Below are 14,405 nucleotides of genomic sequence, written 5' to 3' on the forward strand. Positions count from 1 at the left end.
GAGCAGAATTCATCCGATCAGCATGCCCCAGTGGGGGCTGGAGATGACCGAGGGCAGCATCGCCGCCTGGCATATCGCCGTGGGCGACACGGTGCGCAAGGGCCAGCCGATCGCCGACGTGGAAACGGCGAAGATCGTCAATGCGATGGAAGCGCTGGAAGCAGTGCCGGGCGTTGTGCGCCGCCTGGTCGCAGCCGTGAACGATGTCGTTCCGGTTGGCGGACTACTGGCGGTGGCCGCCGAGGCGGATGTCAGCGATGAAGAGATCGACCGCTTCATCGGCGGCGGCGCTCAGCCCGCAGCGGCGCCGGCGCAAGCACCGGCCGCAGCCCCGCAACCGGCCGCAGTCCAGCAACCGGCCGCTCCGGCCGATGCCGCCGTGCCCGCGCTGTCGCAGGTCGACCAGGTCGCGGCGAGCGCTGGCCCGGCGGTCGTGGCGCGCAGCGAAGCCGAGATGGATCGCATCATCGCCGCCAACGCTGTGGCCCATGCCAGCCCTGTGGTGCGGCGCCAGGCGAATCGCGCCGGCATCGAGCTGTCGCAACTCCGCGGCACTGGACGCCATGGCCGCATTTCGGTGGCCGATGTCATTGCAATCCATCCCGGCACCGCGCCACGCGCCAGCGAGACACCGGCGCCGGGCAAGGAGTTGCTGGCGCAGCGCAATGCGGCGGTACATGCGTCGCCAGTGGCGCTGCGCCTGGCCAATCAACACGGTGTCGACCTGTCTGCGCTGACTGGCAGCGGCCGGCATGGCCGGGTCGCGGTGGCCGATGTACAGGGGTTGCTCGGCCAGCCAGCGCCTGCAGCAGTAGCAGCCACCGCACTGGCCGCACCATGCGCATCGCCTGTCGCCAGGGGCGATGTGCGCGCCGGCCCTGCCGCACGCAAGCTGGCGGCCGAAAATGGCGTCGATCTGGCAGCAGTGCAGGGCACCGGCCCGCGCAATCTGGTGCTGAAGGCCGATGTGCAGAAGCTGGTCGCCAACGGCGCGCCAGTCCAGGCAGCGCAGCCGCAGGAAGACTACGAGCTCATTCCGCTGACGCCCATGCGCAAGGCGATCGCCGCCAGCCTGACGCAGTCCAAGCAGACCATCCCGCACTTTTACCTGACGGCGGACCTGCAGCTTGACGCTTTGATCGCGCTGCGCCAGACCATCAATGCCCAGAGTGAAGGCAAACGCAAGCTGTCGATCAACGATTTCCTGATGCGCGCCGTAGCGCTGGCGCTGCAGGACGTTCCGGCCGCCAACGTGCATTTCACCGACGCCGGCATCAAGCAGTTCAGCAGCGTGCATCTGAGTCTGGCCGTTGCCATCGAAGGCGGACTGGTGACCCCCGTCATCCGCCAGGCCGAGAGCAAGGGCGTGTTTGCGATGGCTGCCGAAACCGCCGAACTGGCGCAGCGGGCGCGCAAGCGCAGCCTGACGCAGGCTGACCTGAGCGGCGGCACCTTCACCGTATCGAACCTGGGCATGTTCGGCATCCGCGAGTTTGGCGCCGTCATCAATCCGCCGCAGGGCGCCATCCTGGCTGTCGGCAGCGTGCGCCGCGAGGCTTGCGAATCGGCTGGCGGCGGCGTCGAGTTCCGCTCGCTGATGTCGGTCACGCTGTCCTGCGACCATCGAGCCATCGATGGCGCCGTTGGGGCGGCGTTCCTGAGCGCTTTGGCCAAGTGGGTCGAGCGTCCATATGCACTGCTTGCGTGAGTCAGCCATGAGCGGACGCCTGCAAAACAAGATTGCCCTCGTGACGGGTGCTGCGAACGGGATCGGAGCGGCAACCGCGCGCCTGTTCGCCGCGGAAGGCGCCACGGTAGTGCTGGCGGACATCGACGAAGCGGCCGGCGCGGCGCTGGCCGGCCAGCTTGGCATGCATTTCATCCTGGCCGATGTGAGCTGCGAAGCGCAGGTCGAGCGCGCCGTGCAAGCGACCGTGGAGCGCCACGGCCGCATCGACTGCATGGTCAACGGCGCCAGCATCGTCGGCGCGGTGGGGTCCCTTATGGAGACTACGGCGCAGGCATGGCGCGCAACTCAGGGGGTGCTGCTGGATAGCGTGTTTTTCGGTATCAAGCACGCCGCGCGCGCCATGCGCGAACAGCGCGGTGGCGTCATCCTGTCCGTATCGGGCATTGCCGGCGTGATGGGCGGGCTTGGGCCGCATGCCTATACCGCGTCCCGGCATGGCGTTATCGGCCTTACACGCTCGGCAGCCTCCGAGTTGTCGCAATACGGCATCCGCGTCAATGCAGTGGCGCCCGGCAGCGGCATGCCGAAGGAGGAGATCGCCGCCAGTCTGCTGTTCCTGGCAAGCGATGCGGCGCCCCATGTCACAGCCCATACCCTGGTGGTGGACTCCGGCCATACGGCCGGCGGCTTTGCCTCCGGCGCCAGCGTGCTGCGCGACCGGCCGGTTGCGTTCATGGGGCCGAGCGGCCAACGTGCCGTGCAGGCGGCGGAGGGGCAGCCATGACTGGACGCCTGAAGGACAAGGTGGTGCTGATCACAGGCGCCGCAAGCGGCATCGGCGAGCACACGGCGCGCCTGTTTGCCTCCGAGGGAGCGCTGGTGGTCATTTCCGACATCAACGCCGCAGCGGGCGAGCGGCTGGCGCGCGAACTGGGGATGCACTTCATCGCGGCGGATGTCAGCAAGGAGGAAGAAGTGGAAAGGGCCGTGTCCAGCACGGTCGGCTGGCACGGGCGACTGGACTGCATGGTCAACAACGCGGGCATGGTCGGCGTCGTCGGCTCGATCCTCGAGACCGGCGCGGAGGATTGGCGCCGCACCTTGTCCGTGCTGCTGGACAGCGTTTTCTTCGGCATCAAGCATGCAGGCCGGCAGATGCGCGAACTGGGCGGCGGTGGGGTGATCCTTTCCCTGTCCAGCCTTGCCGGCTTGGTCGGCGGCGTGGGCCCGCAGGTATACAGCGTGGCCAAGGCAGGCGTGATTGCGCTGACGCGTGGCGCCGCTTCTGAACTGTCGGCATATGGCATCCGCGTCAATGCCGTCGCGCCGGGACTGGTGATGACGCCGCTGGTGGAGGAAGTGTACGGCGGTCACGACGCGGCGCTGCGGGGCGGGGCGGCGAAATCGCCCTTGGGCAGCGCGGCTATGCCGCAGGAAATCGCGGCGAGCTTGTGCTATCTGGCGAGCGATGAGGCCCGCCACGTCAGCGCGCACACGCTGGTCATCGATTCCGGCGTGTCCGCAGCAGGAGCGGGCGCTGCGCCGCAGTTCCATCACCAGCCCGCAGATTTTCTCGGCAGATTGCCCGAGCAGTATCAATGAGATTTTGGGAGCAGTGTTTATGCCAAACGTAGTGTTTATTGCGCCTGATGGCCAGCGCAAGGAAGTCAGTGTACTGAAGAACGAGAGCGCCATGAGTGGCGCCATGCAGAACGGCGTTGCAGGAATCGTTGCCGAATGCGGCGGTTCCTGCTCCTGCGCCACCTGCCATGTTTATGTGGACCCTTCGTGCGAGAGCCTGCTGCCGCCGGTGGGCGACCTGGAGGACGAGTTGCTGGATGCCGTGGCGGCCGAACGCAAGCCCACCAGCCGGCTCAGTTGCCAGATCAAGGTCACGCCGGAGCTGGATGGCTTGCTGGTCCTGCACGTGCCGGATCGCCAGGCCTGAGCCGCCAACAACCCTAGCCGGAGTATTCAGAATGAGTTCAGTGCTGTACGTCGAAGTGTCGGAGCAGATCGCCCGCATCCAGTTCAACCGGCCGGAAGTGCTCAATGCACTGAATGAGGATATGGCGGTGCAGCTTGCTGCAGCCTGCCGCGACCTGGCGGCTAATCCAGCGGTCCGCGTGGTGGTCCTGAACGGCAGCGGCAAGGCTTTCATGGCCGGTGGCGACCTGCAGGCGTTGCGCGCGCAGCCAGCCGAGGCGGTCAATGCGCTGATTCCGCCCGTGCACGAAGCAGTACGCCTGCTCGCCACGATGCCCAAGCCGGTGCTCGCCAGTGTGCATGGCGCCGCGGCAGGCGCCGGCATGAGCCTCATGCTGGCGGCGGACCTGGCGCTGGCTGCGTCCAATACCCGCTTTACTTTCGCTTATTCCGACATCGGCACCAGCTGCGACGGCGGCATGTCATGGGCGCTGCCGCGCCTCGTCGGCCTGCGCAAGGCTATGGAAATCGCGCTGGCCGGCGAAACCTTCGATGCTGTCGAAGCCTTGCGCCTGAATCTGGTCAACCGCGTTGTCGACAGGGAGCAGCTGGCCGAAGCGACGCTTGAACTGGCCCGGCGCCTGGCGCGGCGCGAGCCGCATGCGTTGGCGCATCTCAAGCGCCTGCTGCGCGGCTCGTCGCAGCGCGACCTCTCCACCCAGTTGGACGAGGAGCACGCCGCCTTCCTCGATTGCGCCGTGCGTCCCGAATTTACCGCGGCAATCGATGCCTTTTATGCGCGGCGCGCCGCCAGGGAGCAGCAATGAACGATTTTGTGGACCGCGAAGACCGCTCCGAGTACGAGACCGATGAACCGGTGCTGTACCGGGTCGCGGATGGCATCGCCACCGTTGAAATGAACCGGCCGGGCTTCAATAATGCGCAAAACTCGCAGATGACCTATGCGCTGGATGATGCCCTGCGCTGTGCCGCCAGCGACGATGCGGTCAAGGTCATCATCCTGCGCGGCGCCGGCAAGCACTTCTCCGCCGGGCACGATATCGGCACGCCGGGCCGCGACATCAACAAATCCTTCGAGCGTGTGAGCCTGTGGTGGGACCACACCAACAAGCTGGGCGGCGAATTCCTGTATGCGCGCGAACAGGAAGTCTATCTGAACATGTGCCGCCGCTGGCGCGAGCTGCCCGAAGCCTACTATCGCAATGGTGCAGGGCGCCTGCGTTGCCGGCGGGCTGATGCTGGCCTGGGTATGCGATCTGATTGTCGCCAGCGACGATGCGTTCTTCCAGGACCCTGTGGTGCGCATGGGGATTCCGGGCGTTGAGTACTTCGCCCATCCATATGAACTGAATCCGCGCATCGCGAAGGAGTTCCTGTTCACCGGCGACCGCATGAACGCGGAACGCGCCTACCAGATGGGGATGGTGAACCGCGTGCTGCCGCGCAGCGGACTGGAAGCCGGCACCTATGAGCTGGCGGCCCGCATTGCGAAGCAGCCGCGCCTGGGACTGGCGCTGACCAAGCAGGCCATCAACCATGTCGAAGACTTGCAGGGCAAGCGTAATGCAATGGAGGCGGTATTCGCCTGGCACCACTTCGCGCACACGCACAGCGAGCTGGTTTCCGGCGACCGCACAGGGGGCTTCGATGCAAAGAGCATGGCTGCGGCAAACAAGGCGGCCGAATAGCTGCGAAAGGGCGGGCCAATGAGCAATCTGGAGAAGTTCTATATCGACGGGGCGTGGCGCGAGCCTCAGGGCCTGCAGTGCCGCGACGTGGTCAATCCGGCCAACGAGGAAGTCGTCAGCCGCCTGCGCATGGGCAGCGCCGCCGACGTGGACTGCGCTGTTTCGGCCGCCCGCCGCGCATTCGCCAACTACTCCGAATGGACGCGCGAGCAGCGCATTGCACTGCTTGAGCGCATTGTCGACGTCTACCAGCGCCGCCTGCCCGAACTTGGCCAGGCCGTATGCACGGAGATGGGAGCGCCGCTGCAGATGGCGGTCCAGATGCATGCAGGCATCGGGCTGGGCCACTGGAAAGCGAATCTCGACATCCTGCGCGGCTACCGCTTCGAACAGCGCGCCGGCAAAAGTGTCGTGCGGCGCGAGCCGATCGGCGTGTGCGCATTGATCACGCCCTGGAACTGGCCGCTGAACCAGATGGTGTGCAAGATCGCACCGGCGCTAGCGGCTGGCTGCGCGGTCGTCCTGAAGCCGAGCGAATATGCGCCGCTGTCGGCCACACTGCTGGCGGCGATCCTGCATGAAGCGGGCGTGCCGCCCGGCGTCTTCAACCTGGTGCACGGTGACGGCCAGACGGTAGGCGCGGCACTTGCAGCGCACGCGCAAGTCGATATGGTGTCGTTCACAGGATCCCTGCGCGGCGGTATCGCCGTGGCGCAGGCTGCGGCGGGCACGGTGAAACGGGTTACCCAGGAGCTGGGCGGCAAATCAGCCAACGTCATCCTGGCCGGCCGGGACTTTGCCGACGCCGTGCGCGCGGGCACCATGGCATGCCTGGTCAACAGCGGCCAGACCTGCAAGGCGCCGACGCGCATGCTCGTTCCCGCTGCGCGCCATGACGAAGCCGTGCAACTGGCGTGCGCAGTCGCGGAAGCGTACCGAGTCGGCAATCCGCTCGACGATTCGACGCAGATGGGCCCACTGGCTAACCGCGCGCAATACGATAAGGTACGCCAGATGATCGCCGCCGGCATCGAGGAGGGCGCGCAACTGGCATGCGGCGGCGCTGCGCTGCCGGCGGGGACTGCGACCGGGTATTACGTCCGGCCCACGGTGTTTGGCCGAGTGAACAACAATATGCGCATTGCCCGGGAAGAGATCTTTGGCCCGGTACTGTGCATCCTGCCTTTCGAGTCGGAAGAGGAAGCGGTAGCGCTGGCCAACGATACGCCGTACGGCTTGTCCGGCGCGGTGTGGGCCGACTCGCTTGAACATGCGGCGAATGTGGCGCGGCGCCTGCGTACCGGCTCGGTACATCTGAACGGCGCACCCTCGGATTTGCTGGCGCCCTTTGGCGGCTACAAGCAGTCTGGTAATGGACGGGAGTGGGGCGTCCAGGGTTTCGAGGAATATATCGAGACCAAGGCGCTGATCGGCCTGGATATGCCAGCGTGACCGGGAACCAGCCATGACGAAGCCACAGGCAGCTGGGTTGGGAGTACATATCGGACTGGCCGCCACGATGGCCGTCTGGGCCCTGAACGTGTCCGCCGTCAAATGGTTGACCGGCGTGTTGGACGTTACTCTCGTTGCCAGCCTGCGCATGGTCTGTGCGAGCGTGGTGCTGATGCTATTGCTGGTCCTCGGCGGCCGCAGCTTTCCGCGTTGGCGCGGTAGAACACTGGCTCTGGCCTGCGCGGGGGCGCTGCTCATGGTGTATGCCAACCAGATGCTGTTCGCGTCCGCGATGGGCAAGACCACGGCCAGCAATGCGGCCCTGATCCTGGCCTTGAATCCATTGATCAATGGCCTGCTGGAAGCCCTGGTCTACCGTAAGCGGCTGAGCGTTACTTATGTGATCGGCGCGCTCCTTGCTGTGGCGGGCGTCTGCATCGTGATCCTTAACCGGCCGCATGCGAATTTTGCCGGGCCGTCCGTAGGGGATCTGCTGGTCCTTGCTTCCATGTTCTCGTTTGCCGGCGGCGTCCTGATCGTGCAGCGGCTCGCCAGATCCAGCGGCGCCCAGGAAATCAATGTGTTCCTTTACCTGGTGGGCAGCGCCGCCCTGGTGATCCATACCGCGCTGACCATTCCTTCGCCTGTTGCGGCGCTGCAGGCGCTGAGCTGGCGCGAATGGGCCTGCCTTGCCTTCTCCGGCGCCGTGGCCACCGCCATGGGCGCCATTGCCTGGACGCGCGGCGTAGCTGCGCTGGGACTGGGACGGGCAGCGGTCTATATGTCGTGGGTGCCGGTGCTGGGCGTGGCGTTCGGCGCGCTCCTGTTGGGGGAACAGCTGACATTGTGGCACCTGCTGGGCCTGATCCTGGTCCTGTCAGGCACGGTATTGAGCTCGCAGGGATTCCGGCTGCCGGCGCCGGCCCCCGTTTCAACGGTTTTCAGCAATCGCGCAAGGAAGGATTTTCATCCATGAATAATGAACTGTCGGCCGCCATCCAGGAACTTGCGCCGGAAGGCCTGTCGCCCAATACGGGCAGCGTACAGGAACAAAAAAGCACCAGGACACGGGAAACGATCCTGGAGGCTGCACTTGACTGCCTGGCGGAGCATGGTTATGCCAGCACCACCCACAACCTGATTTGCCAGCGCGCGCAAATTTCGCGTGGCGCCTTGCTGCACCACTATCCGTCGACCCAGGAACTGATGGTCGCGGTCATCGACTATGCCTTCTACAAGCACATGGAAACCTTCAGCCGGCTGGTTTCGGGCCTGACGGACGAAAGCCGCACGGACCGTAATTCGGCTATTGCGATCGACTGGCAGATGTGCCAGAGCCGCGAAATGCAGGTCTATCTGGAAATGAGGGCTGCCTCGCGTACCAACGGGGAACTGCGCTCGATCTTCATCCCGCGTGCCCGTCACCACGACCTGGTGTGGAAGGAAGAGCTGCTGAAGGTGTTCCCCGAGTGGCGCGACGACATGCCCAAGCTTGACCTGACGCGGCGCCTCATCCGGGCCATCATCGAGGGCCTGACCATGAGCAAGGAGCTGTGGCGCGATAACGATGCCGAATGGGCGCTGGTGGCCTTCACGGCTGACATGATCCGCAAGATACGTATTGGCGAGCTGAATTTCCCTTCGGCGGAACGTGTCGAAGCCTTCAAGCATGTAGCGCCGGTCAACACGAGGGCGCCGCGCAGGACCGTAAGGAAGACCAGCGCGAGGTCCCGCAATGGCTAGCGATATTCCCGACCACCATTCCGGCCGCAGCGGCAGCGGAGGGCAGACATTTTTCCCGCCGAAAGGCACGAAGAAGAATATCCTGCTGGCGACGCGTGGCCATGCCTTCGCGCGCGACGAATTCTACGCTGTCTTCGAAGACAACCCGGATATAGAATGGTCCGGCGTCGAACATCCCGCCGCGCAGCTGATGTTTACGCCGCAAATTGCCGCCCACATCGACTGCTACGTGCTGTACGACATGCCCGGCATTGAGTTCAAACGCCATGGCGACGGCGTTCCGGTGTTCCACGAGCCGCCGCAGTTCTTCAAGGACGGCCTGCTGGCGATGCTGGAAGAGGGAAAACCGCTGGTCATCCTGCACCATGCCTGTGCGTCCTGGCCGGCGTGGCCCGAGTGGGCGGAAATTGTCGGCGCGCGGTTTCTGTACCAGCCAATGAAGCTGCGCGGCGTCGACAGGCCGGATTCCGGCTACCGGCTGGATGTGCGCCATAAGGTAAGCGCGTTAAGCCGGCACCCGATTACCGAAGGCGTGTCCGAATTCGAGCTGCTGGACGAACTCTATCTGTTTGAAGTCTTCGAGGAATCCGTGATCCCGCTGTTTCGCAGCGATTTCACCTTCACTGCCGAACACTTTTATTCGGCGAAGCTGGCACTGGCCGGCCGCTTGAATGCCAACGAGGGCTGGCAGCATGCGCCGGGCAGCAATCTGGTCGGCTGGGTGAAGCGCTATCGCAACAGTCCTATTGTGTATCTGCAGTTTGGCGACGGTCCTTCGACTTATCGAAATCCGGCGTTTCGCAAGATCCTGAAGAACGCGATCAACTGGGCCTGTTCGCCGGAGGCGGAGCGCTGGGCGCGTGAACTTTAGTCCGGCGCGGCCAGCCGTTGCAGGGCGTCGAGGTCGCACAAGGTAATGTTGCTGTAATGGAGTTCAATCAAACCGCTGCGTTCCCAGTCCCGGAGCACCTTATTGATGCTCTGCCGGCTGGTGCCGAGCATCAGGCTGAGATTTTCCTGCGAGACTTTCAAGGTCTGGCGCGGCAGTGCGTTTGCGCCCTGCAGGATATTCTGCGCCAGAAGCAGCAGCCGGCTTGCCAGCCTTTCCTCCATGGTCAGCAGGGCATTGTTCTCGAGGAGCAGGGTAGAGAGCCGGATGCGCTGGCAGAGGAAAGGAATGATGTAGCGGTAAAGAGTGGGCTGAGCCTCCAGCAGATCGGTCAGGCGGTCGCGGGGTACGAACAGAAGCTCGCAGTCGCCCTGTGCGTCGGCCTGATAGTTGCGCGGTGTGCCTTCCAGCGCGGAGGATTCGCCGAACCAGCAGCCTTCCTCGAACAGCGCAAGCAGCGCTTCGCGGCCTTCGGCGGTAGTACTGCTGGCGCGTATGCAGCCTTTAAGCACCGCATACATGCCGTCAGGCGGAGCGCCTTTTTCATAGAGGCGGGCGCGGTCGGGCAGGTGGCGCAGGGAAGTTATCTCGACCAGGCTGTCCAGGATCTCGGCAGGAACGTCCTGGAACAGAGGATTACGCAAGAGGAAGTCCCGCCGCCTGGCTTTTTCAGTGATTGTAAAAATCCCGACAGTCGAAGCAGGCATCGCTTTATATACTTAAATCACTCAAGAATTGACAAGGAGACTGACAAATGAACGCCCCCCTCGACTTCGTCCACGCCGACGTAAAGCAGAAAGTGTCCGCCATCGAATGGCAAACCCGGGTCAATCTGGCCGCGTGCTACCGGCTGATTTCCCTGTTCCGCTGGGAAGACCTGGTCTACACCCATATTTCCGCCAAAGTGCCCGGTACGGAAGAATTCCTGATCAATCCCTTTGGCCTGATGTTCGACGAAGTAACCGCCTCCAGCCTGGTGAAAGTCGACATGGCAGGCAACAAGCTGCTGGACAGCCCTTACGATATCAATCCGGCCGGCTTCATTATCCACAGCGCCATTCACGAAGCGCGTCACGACGTGGGCTGCGTGCTGCATACGCATACCGCGGAAGGCATTGCCGTCTCGATGCAAAAGGACGGGCTGCTGCCGCTGTCGCAGCAGTCGATCTATATCCGTGCGAGTCTAGCATACCATCCCTATGAAGGCGTTGCGCTGAACCCCGAAGAGAAGGTTCGCCTGCAGCAGGACCTCGGCAAGAATGGCTATCTGATCCTGCCGAACCACGGCCTGCTCACCTGCGGCGAAACGGTCGAGGATACCTTCCTCATGATGTACATGCTGCAGCGCGCCTGCGAGGTGCAGGTGAAGGCGCAGAGCTGCGGTGTACCGCTCATTCATATTGCGCCGGAAGTCGAACGGAACACCATCGCCATGACGGTGGCAATGAACGAGAGCGGACGCGGAACGCGCAAGCAACTGGACGGGTCGCTGCCATGGCCCGCGCTGCTGCGCCGCCTGGACCGCGTTAGCCCCGGCTACCGTAACTGAGGCGGCCGCACATGAGCGAAACCACTTTCACCAATATCGGCAACAGCAGTGCCGAAGACTGGGACATCATCATGCGCAGTTCGGCGCCATTCATCGCAGCCCTGCCGGACCGGATACTGGCGCACCTGAAACTGCTGGAGGGAGACTTTGGTGGCCTTCCCGTTGACCGGCTGACGCATTGCCTGCAGACGGCCACACTGGCGCACCACGACGGGCGCGATGAGGAATATACGGTGTGTGCACTGCTGCACGACATCGGCGATGTGCTGGGTTCCTACAACCATGCCGACATAGCCGCGTCCATCCTGCAGCCCTTCGTGAGCGAAGCGAATCACTGGATGATCGAGAAGCACGCCATATTCCAGGGCTATTACTTCTTCCAGCATCTTGGGCTGGACCGCCACATGCGCGACCAGTTCCGGGATCATGCATATTTCCGGCAGACCGTGGAATTCTGCGCGCTGTACGATGCGCCGGCCTTCGATCCAAAGCGTGAAACCCTGCCGCTGGCCTTCTTTGAGCCCATGGTAAGGCGCGTTTTCGCGAAGCCAGTACGATCAATCTACCAGCGCGCGGACGGCGAACTGGCCTACTGACTGGTCAAACCTTCCAGCGTGATTGATATTTTTTGGCATAGGTATCGCATTCACGCACTTCTATACTAGGCTGCAGACGAGTCAGTGGAGAGTAGACATGGAGTTGAAAAGCATTGGAGTTATCGGAGCAGGCATCATGGGCAGCGGTATCGCTCAAGTCTGTGCAATGGCCGGCCGTGATGTGTTGCTGGTCGACGTTTCGGCTGCGGCGCTGGATCGCAGCGTGAGCGGCATGCACGAAGCGCTTGCACGCATGCAGTCCAAGGGCCGCATTACGGAAGAAGAAAAGTCCGCAGCGCTGGCGCGCATCAGAACCACAACGGAGTATGGCGACCTCGCGGACTGCGACGCCATCATCGAGGCGGCAACCGAAAACGAGCAATTGAAGCTGAAGATCCTGCAGCGGGTCGAAGAGGTGGCGCGGCCGGACGCCATTATTGCCAGCAATACCTCGTCCATTTCGATCACAAAGCTCGCGTCGGCTGGAAAAAAGCAGCCGGACCGCTTTATCGGCATGCACTTCTTCAATCCGGTGCCGGTGCTGAACCTGGTTGAACTTATTCCCGGTCTGCAAACCTCGGAAGCAACGCTCGAAAGCGCCAGGGAGCTGGTCGTCGCCATCGGCAAGACGCCGATCGTGGTGAAGAACAGCCCGGGGTTTGCAGTGAACCGCATCCTGTGCCCGATGATCAATGAGGCCATCTTCGTGCTGCAGGAGGGTCTCGCTTCGGCCCAGGATATCGATGCCGGCATGAAGCTTGGCTGCAGCCACCCTATCGGCCCGCTCGCGCTGGCGGACCTGATCGGCCTCGATACCTTGCTGTCGGTACTGGATACCTTCTACACGGCCTTTAACGATCCGAAATACCGTCCCGCGACCCTGCTGCGCGAGATGGTCGATGCAGGAAGGCTGGGACGTAAGAGCGGCCGTGGCTTCTACCATTATTTTTGATTGCTGGAGTGTTGCATGAAGATTCTAGTTCCCGTGAAGCGCGTCGTGGATTTCAACGTCAAGGTGCGCGTGAAGTCCGATGGTTCCGGCATCGAGCTGGCCAATACCAAGATGTCGATGAATCCATTCGATGAAATTGCGGTGGAGGAGGCTGTGCGCCTGAAGGAAGCCGGCAAGGCTGACGAAATCATTGCGGTTTCCTGCGGTACGGCCCTGTGCCAGGAAACGCTGCGCACGGCAATGTCGATCGGCGCCGACCGCGCCGTGCTGGTCGAGACAGAAGAGGAATTGCAGCCCCTGGCCGTCGCCAAATTGCTGAAGGCCGTAGCGGACAAGGAGCAGGTCCAGCTGGTCATCCTGGGCAAGCAGGCGATTGACGACGACTGCAACCAGACCGGCCAGATGCTGGCTGCGCTGCTGGGCTGGGGGCAGGCGACTTTCGCTTCCCGCCTGGTGTTGGAGGGCGACTCTGTCACCGTCACGCGCGAAGTGGACGGCGGCTTGGAGACCTTATCCCTGCCGCTGCCGGCTGTAGTTACCACCGACCTGCGCCTGAACGAGCCGCGTTACGTCACGCTGCCCAACATCATGAAGGCGAAAAAGAAGCCGCTGGAGACTGTCCGGCCTGGGGACCTCGGGGTCGATGTGAGCCCGCGCCTGAAAACGCTGAAAGTGGCCGAGCCGGCGAAACGCGGCGCCGGTGTGGTCGTGCCGGATGTCGCCACGCTGGTTAGCAAGCTGCGCAACGAGGCCAATGTCATTTGACTGTCTTGTGAGGACAAGAATGATGCGCAAGAGAATTCAGCCGAGCAAAGAGCAAATCCGGACCTGGCTGCATGACCGTTGGCAGCGGCAGCAGCCCTTGCCGGAAATGAGGCAAATCAAATGCCGCCTGGGATGGGCCGTGTGCACCGAGTTGCCCGCCATCCCTGAACGGACCGTCACTGAATATAGGATTTGATATGACAGCACTCGTCATTGCAGAACACGACAACGTTGCGCTCAAGGGCAGCACGCTGAATACCATTACTGCCGCGGCCCAGTGCGGCGACGTGCATGTGCTGGTGGCCGGGCATCAGGCTGGCGGCGTGGCGGAGGCCGCGTCCAAAATTGCCGGCGTATCCAAAGTGCTGCTGGCCGATGGCCCGCAATTCGCGGACGGACTGGCCGAAAACGTGGCCGGGCAGGCCATCGCGCTGGCGCCGGGCTATACGCACATCCTGGCGCCCGCCACTGCCTACGGAAAGAACATTCTCCCCCGTGTGGCCGCCCGCCTGGACGTGGGCCAGGTCTCGGAAATCACCAAGGTCATTTCCGCGGACACCTTCGAGCGCCCCATCTATGCGGGCAACGCTATCGCCACCGTGCAATCCATCGATGCGGTCAAGGTGATTACGGTGCGCACCACTGCCTTCGAGGCCGCCGGAAATGGTGGCGCGGCGACCATCGAACAGGTGGCGGCAGTGCCGGATCAGGGCAAATCGCGCTTCATCGGCCGTGAGCTGGCGAAGTCCGACCGGCCCGAATTGAGCGCCGCGAAGATCATCGTCTCTGGCGGCCGCGGCATGGGCTCCGGCGAGAATTTCAAGATCCTGGAGCCGCTTGCGGACAAGTTGGATGCCGCCATGGGCGCTTCCCGCGCCGCAGTCGATGCCGGCTATGTGCCGAACGACTGGCAGGTGGGACAGACCGGCAAGATCGTCGCACCGCAGCTTTACATCGCGGTGGGCATTTCAGGCGCGATCCAGCATCTGGCGGGCATGAAGGATTCGAAGACGATCGTCGCGATCAATAAAGACCCGGAAGCGCCAATCTTTGCCGTGGCCGATTACGGCATCGTGGGCGACCTGTTCGAGATCGTACCCCAGTTGGCCCGGCAACTTGAGGCCTGATCGGTCA

15 protein-coding genes and 1 pseudogene are annotated in these 14,405 nt (G+C 63.3%); 15 read left to right on the forward strand and 1 reads right to left on the reverse strand.

All coding sequences use genetic code 11. The features are described from left to right. Positions 1-22: 22 nt before the first annotated feature. From ACHMW6_RS11160 to ACHMW6_RS11205, 10 genes and pseudogenes are all read left to right on the forward strand, one after another. A complete protein-coding gene (locus ACHMW6_RS11160) occupies positions 23-1,708 on the forward strand; it encodes a 2-oxo acid dehydrogenase subunit E2 (RefSeq protein ID WP_395407153.1) in 1,686 nt (561 codons plus the stop codon). A gap of 7 nt (positions 1,709-1,715) precedes the next feature. After that, positions 1,716-2,474 carry an SDR family oxidoreductase gene (locus ACHMW6_RS11165; RefSeq protein WP_395407154.1) on the forward strand — a complete coding sequence of 253 codons (759 nt, stop codon included), beginning with the start codon at positions 1,716-1,718 and terminating at the stop codon, positions 2,472-2,474. Then, positions 2,471-3,292: an SDR family oxidoreductase gene (locus ACHMW6_RS11170; protein ID WP_395407155.1), complete on the forward strand. Its 822-nt coding sequence runs from the start codon at positions 2,471-2,473 to the stop codon at positions 3,290-3,292. Before ACHMW6_RS11165 ends, ACHMW6_RS11170 begins: the two co-directional genes overlap by 4 nt. Positions 3,293-3,311: 19 nt before the next feature. Further along, entirely contained in the window at positions 3,312-3,638 is a 327-nt protein-coding gene (locus tag ACHMW6_RS11175) for a 2Fe-2S iron-sulfur cluster-binding protein (protein ID WP_395407156.1), read from the forward strand. Positions 3,639-3,669: 31 nt separating this feature from the next. Next, the gene (locus tag ACHMW6_RS11180) at positions 3,670-4,443 is read left to right on the forward strand and encodes an enoyl-CoA hydratase/isomerase family protein (RefSeq protein ID WP_395407157.1); all 774 of its coding nucleotides are present in this window, start codon (positions 3,670-3,672) and stop codon (positions 4,441-4,443) included. Beyond that, positions 4,440-5,325, forward strand: a pseudogene (locus ACHMW6_RS11185) (enoyl-CoA hydratase). Before ACHMW6_RS11180 ends, ACHMW6_RS11185 begins: the two are co-directional and overlap by 4 nt. 18 nt (positions 5,326-5,343) lie before the next feature. Then, positions 5,344-6,777, forward strand: a complete 1,434-nt coding sequence (locus ACHMW6_RS11190) for an aldehyde dehydrogenase family protein (protein ID WP_395407159.1) — start codon at positions 5,344-5,346, stop codon at positions 6,775-6,777. A 13-nt stretch (positions 6,778-6,790) separates the two neighbouring features. After that, positions 6,791-7,753, forward strand: coding sequence for a DMT family transporter (locus tag ACHMW6_RS11195; RefSeq protein ID WP_395407160.1), 963 nt, complete (start codon positions 6,791-6,793; stop codon positions 7,751-7,753). After that, positions 7,750-8,520, forward strand: coding sequence for a TetR/AcrR family transcriptional regulator (locus tag ACHMW6_RS11200; RefSeq protein ID WP_395407161.1), 771 nt, complete (start codon positions 7,750-7,752; stop codon positions 8,518-8,520). Before ACHMW6_RS11195 ends, ACHMW6_RS11200 begins: the two co-directional genes overlap by 4 nt. After that, complete coding sequence (locus tag ACHMW6_RS11205; RefSeq protein WP_395407162.1) at positions 8,513-9,391, forward strand: ThuA domain-containing protein; 879 nt, start codon at positions 8,513-8,515, stop codon at positions 9,389-9,391. The genes ACHMW6_RS11200 and ACHMW6_RS11205 overlap by 8 nt, the downstream gene beginning before the upstream one ends. On the opposite strand, the gene ACHMW6_RS11210 is transcribed toward ACHMW6_RS11205, so the two are convergent. Further along, positions 9,388-10,116, reverse strand: a complete 729-nt coding sequence (locus tag ACHMW6_RS11210) for a Crp/Fnr family transcriptional regulator (RefSeq protein ID WP_395407163.1) — start codon at positions 10,114-10,116, stop codon at positions 9,388-9,390. The genes ACHMW6_RS11205 and ACHMW6_RS11210 overlap by 4 nt on opposite strands. A 47-nt stretch (positions 10,117-10,163) precedes the next feature. Here ACHMW6_RS11210 and ACHMW6_RS11215 point away from each other — a divergent pair, with 47 nt between their 5' ends. The 5 genes from ACHMW6_RS11215 (at position 10,164) to ACHMW6_RS11235 (ending at position 14,398) form a co-directional block, all read left to right on the forward strand. Next, positions 10,164-10,958: a class II aldolase/adducin family protein gene (locus ACHMW6_RS11215; protein WP_395407164.1), complete on the forward strand. Its 795-nt coding sequence runs from the start codon at positions 10,164-10,166 to the stop codon at positions 10,956-10,958. Positions 10,959-10,969: 11 nt separating this feature from the next. Continuing rightward, entirely contained in the window at positions 10,970-11,554 is a 585-nt protein-coding gene (locus ACHMW6_RS11220) for an HD domain-containing protein (RefSeq protein ID WP_395407165.1), read from the forward strand. Positions 11,555-11,651: 97 nt separating this feature from the next. Continuing rightward, positions 11,652-12,506 (forward strand): 3-hydroxybutyryl-CoA dehydrogenase, encoded by an 855-nt coding sequence (locus ACHMW6_RS11225; protein WP_395407166.1) that lies wholly within the window; start codon positions 11,652-11,654, stop codon positions 12,504-12,506. Between the two features lie 15 nt (positions 12,507-12,521). After that, entirely contained in the window at positions 12,522-13,271 is a 750-nt protein-coding gene (locus ACHMW6_RS11230) for an electron transfer flavoprotein subunit beta/FixA family protein (protein ID WP_395407168.1), read from the forward strand. Between the two features lie 197 nt (positions 13,272-13,468). Then, entirely contained in the window at positions 13,469-14,398 is a 930-nt protein-coding gene (locus ACHMW6_RS11235) for an electron transfer flavoprotein subunit alpha/FixB family protein (RefSeq protein WP_395407169.1), read from the forward strand. Positions 14,399-14,405: the final 7 nt, after the last annotated feature.

The organism is Pseudoduganella sp. UC29_106 (assembly GCF_044055365.1).
Taxonomy (GTDB): Bacteria; Pseudomonadota; Gammaproteobacteria; order Burkholderiales; family Burkholderiaceae_D; genus Rugamonas.

Excerpts from the sequence above, each read along its gene's own strand:
- ACHMW6_RS11160 (WP_395407153.1), top strand. The coding sequence starts at position 23 with ATGCCCCAGTGGGGGCTGGAGATGACCGAGGGCAGCATCGCCGCCTGG.
- ACHMW6_RS11165 (WP_395407154.1), top strand. The coding sequence starts at position 1,716 with ATGAGCGGACGCCTGCAAAACAAGATTGCCCTCGTGACGGGTGCTGCG.
- ACHMW6_RS11170 (WP_395407155.1), top strand. The coding sequence starts at position 2,471 with ATGACTGGACGCCTGAAGGACAAGGTGGTGCTGATCACAGGCGCCGCA.
- ACHMW6_RS11175 (WP_395407156.1), top strand. The coding sequence starts at position 3,312 with ATGCCAAACGTAGTGTTTATTGCGCCTGATGGCCAGCGCAAGGAAGTC.
- ACHMW6_RS11180 (WP_395407157.1), top strand. The coding sequence starts at position 3,670 with ATGAGTTCAGTGCTGTACGTCGAAGTGTCGGAGCAGATCGCCCGCATC.
- ACHMW6_RS11190 (WP_395407159.1), top strand. The coding sequence starts at position 5,344 with ATGAGCAATCTGGAGAAGTTCTATATCGACGGGGCGTGGCGCGAGCCT.
- ACHMW6_RS11195 (WP_395407160.1), top strand. The coding sequence starts at position 6,791 with ATGACGAAGCCACAGGCAGCTGGGTTGGGAGTACATATCGGACTGGCC.
- ACHMW6_RS11200 (WP_395407161.1), top strand. The coding sequence starts at position 7,750 with ATGAATAATGAACTGTCGGCCGCCATCCAGGAACTTGCGCCGGAAGGC.
- ACHMW6_RS11205 (WP_395407162.1), top strand. The coding sequence starts at position 8,513 with ATGGCTAGCGATATTCCCGACCACCATTCCGGCCGCAGCGGCAGCGGA.
- ACHMW6_RS11210 (WP_395407163.1), bottom strand. The coding sequence starts at position 10,116 with ATGCCTGCTTCGACTGTCGGGATTTTTACAATCACTGAAAAAGCCAGG.
- ACHMW6_RS11215 (WP_395407164.1), top strand. The coding sequence starts at position 10,164 with ATGAACGCCCCCCTCGACTTCGTCCACGCCGACGTAAAGCAGAAAGTG.
- ACHMW6_RS11220 (WP_395407165.1), top strand. The coding sequence starts at position 10,970 with ATGAGCGAAACCACTTTCACCAATATCGGCAACAGCAGTGCCGAAGAC.
- ACHMW6_RS11225 (WP_395407166.1), top strand. The coding sequence starts at position 11,652 with ATGGAGTTGAAAAGCATTGGAGTTATCGGAGCAGGCATCATGGGCAGC.
- ACHMW6_RS11230 (WP_395407168.1), top strand. The coding sequence starts at position 12,522 with ATGAAGATTCTAGTTCCCGTGAAGCGCGTCGTGGATTTCAACGTCAAG.
- ACHMW6_RS11235 (WP_395407169.1), top strand. The coding sequence starts at position 13,469 with ATGACAGCACTCGTCATTGCAGAACACGACAACGTTGCGCTCAAGGGC.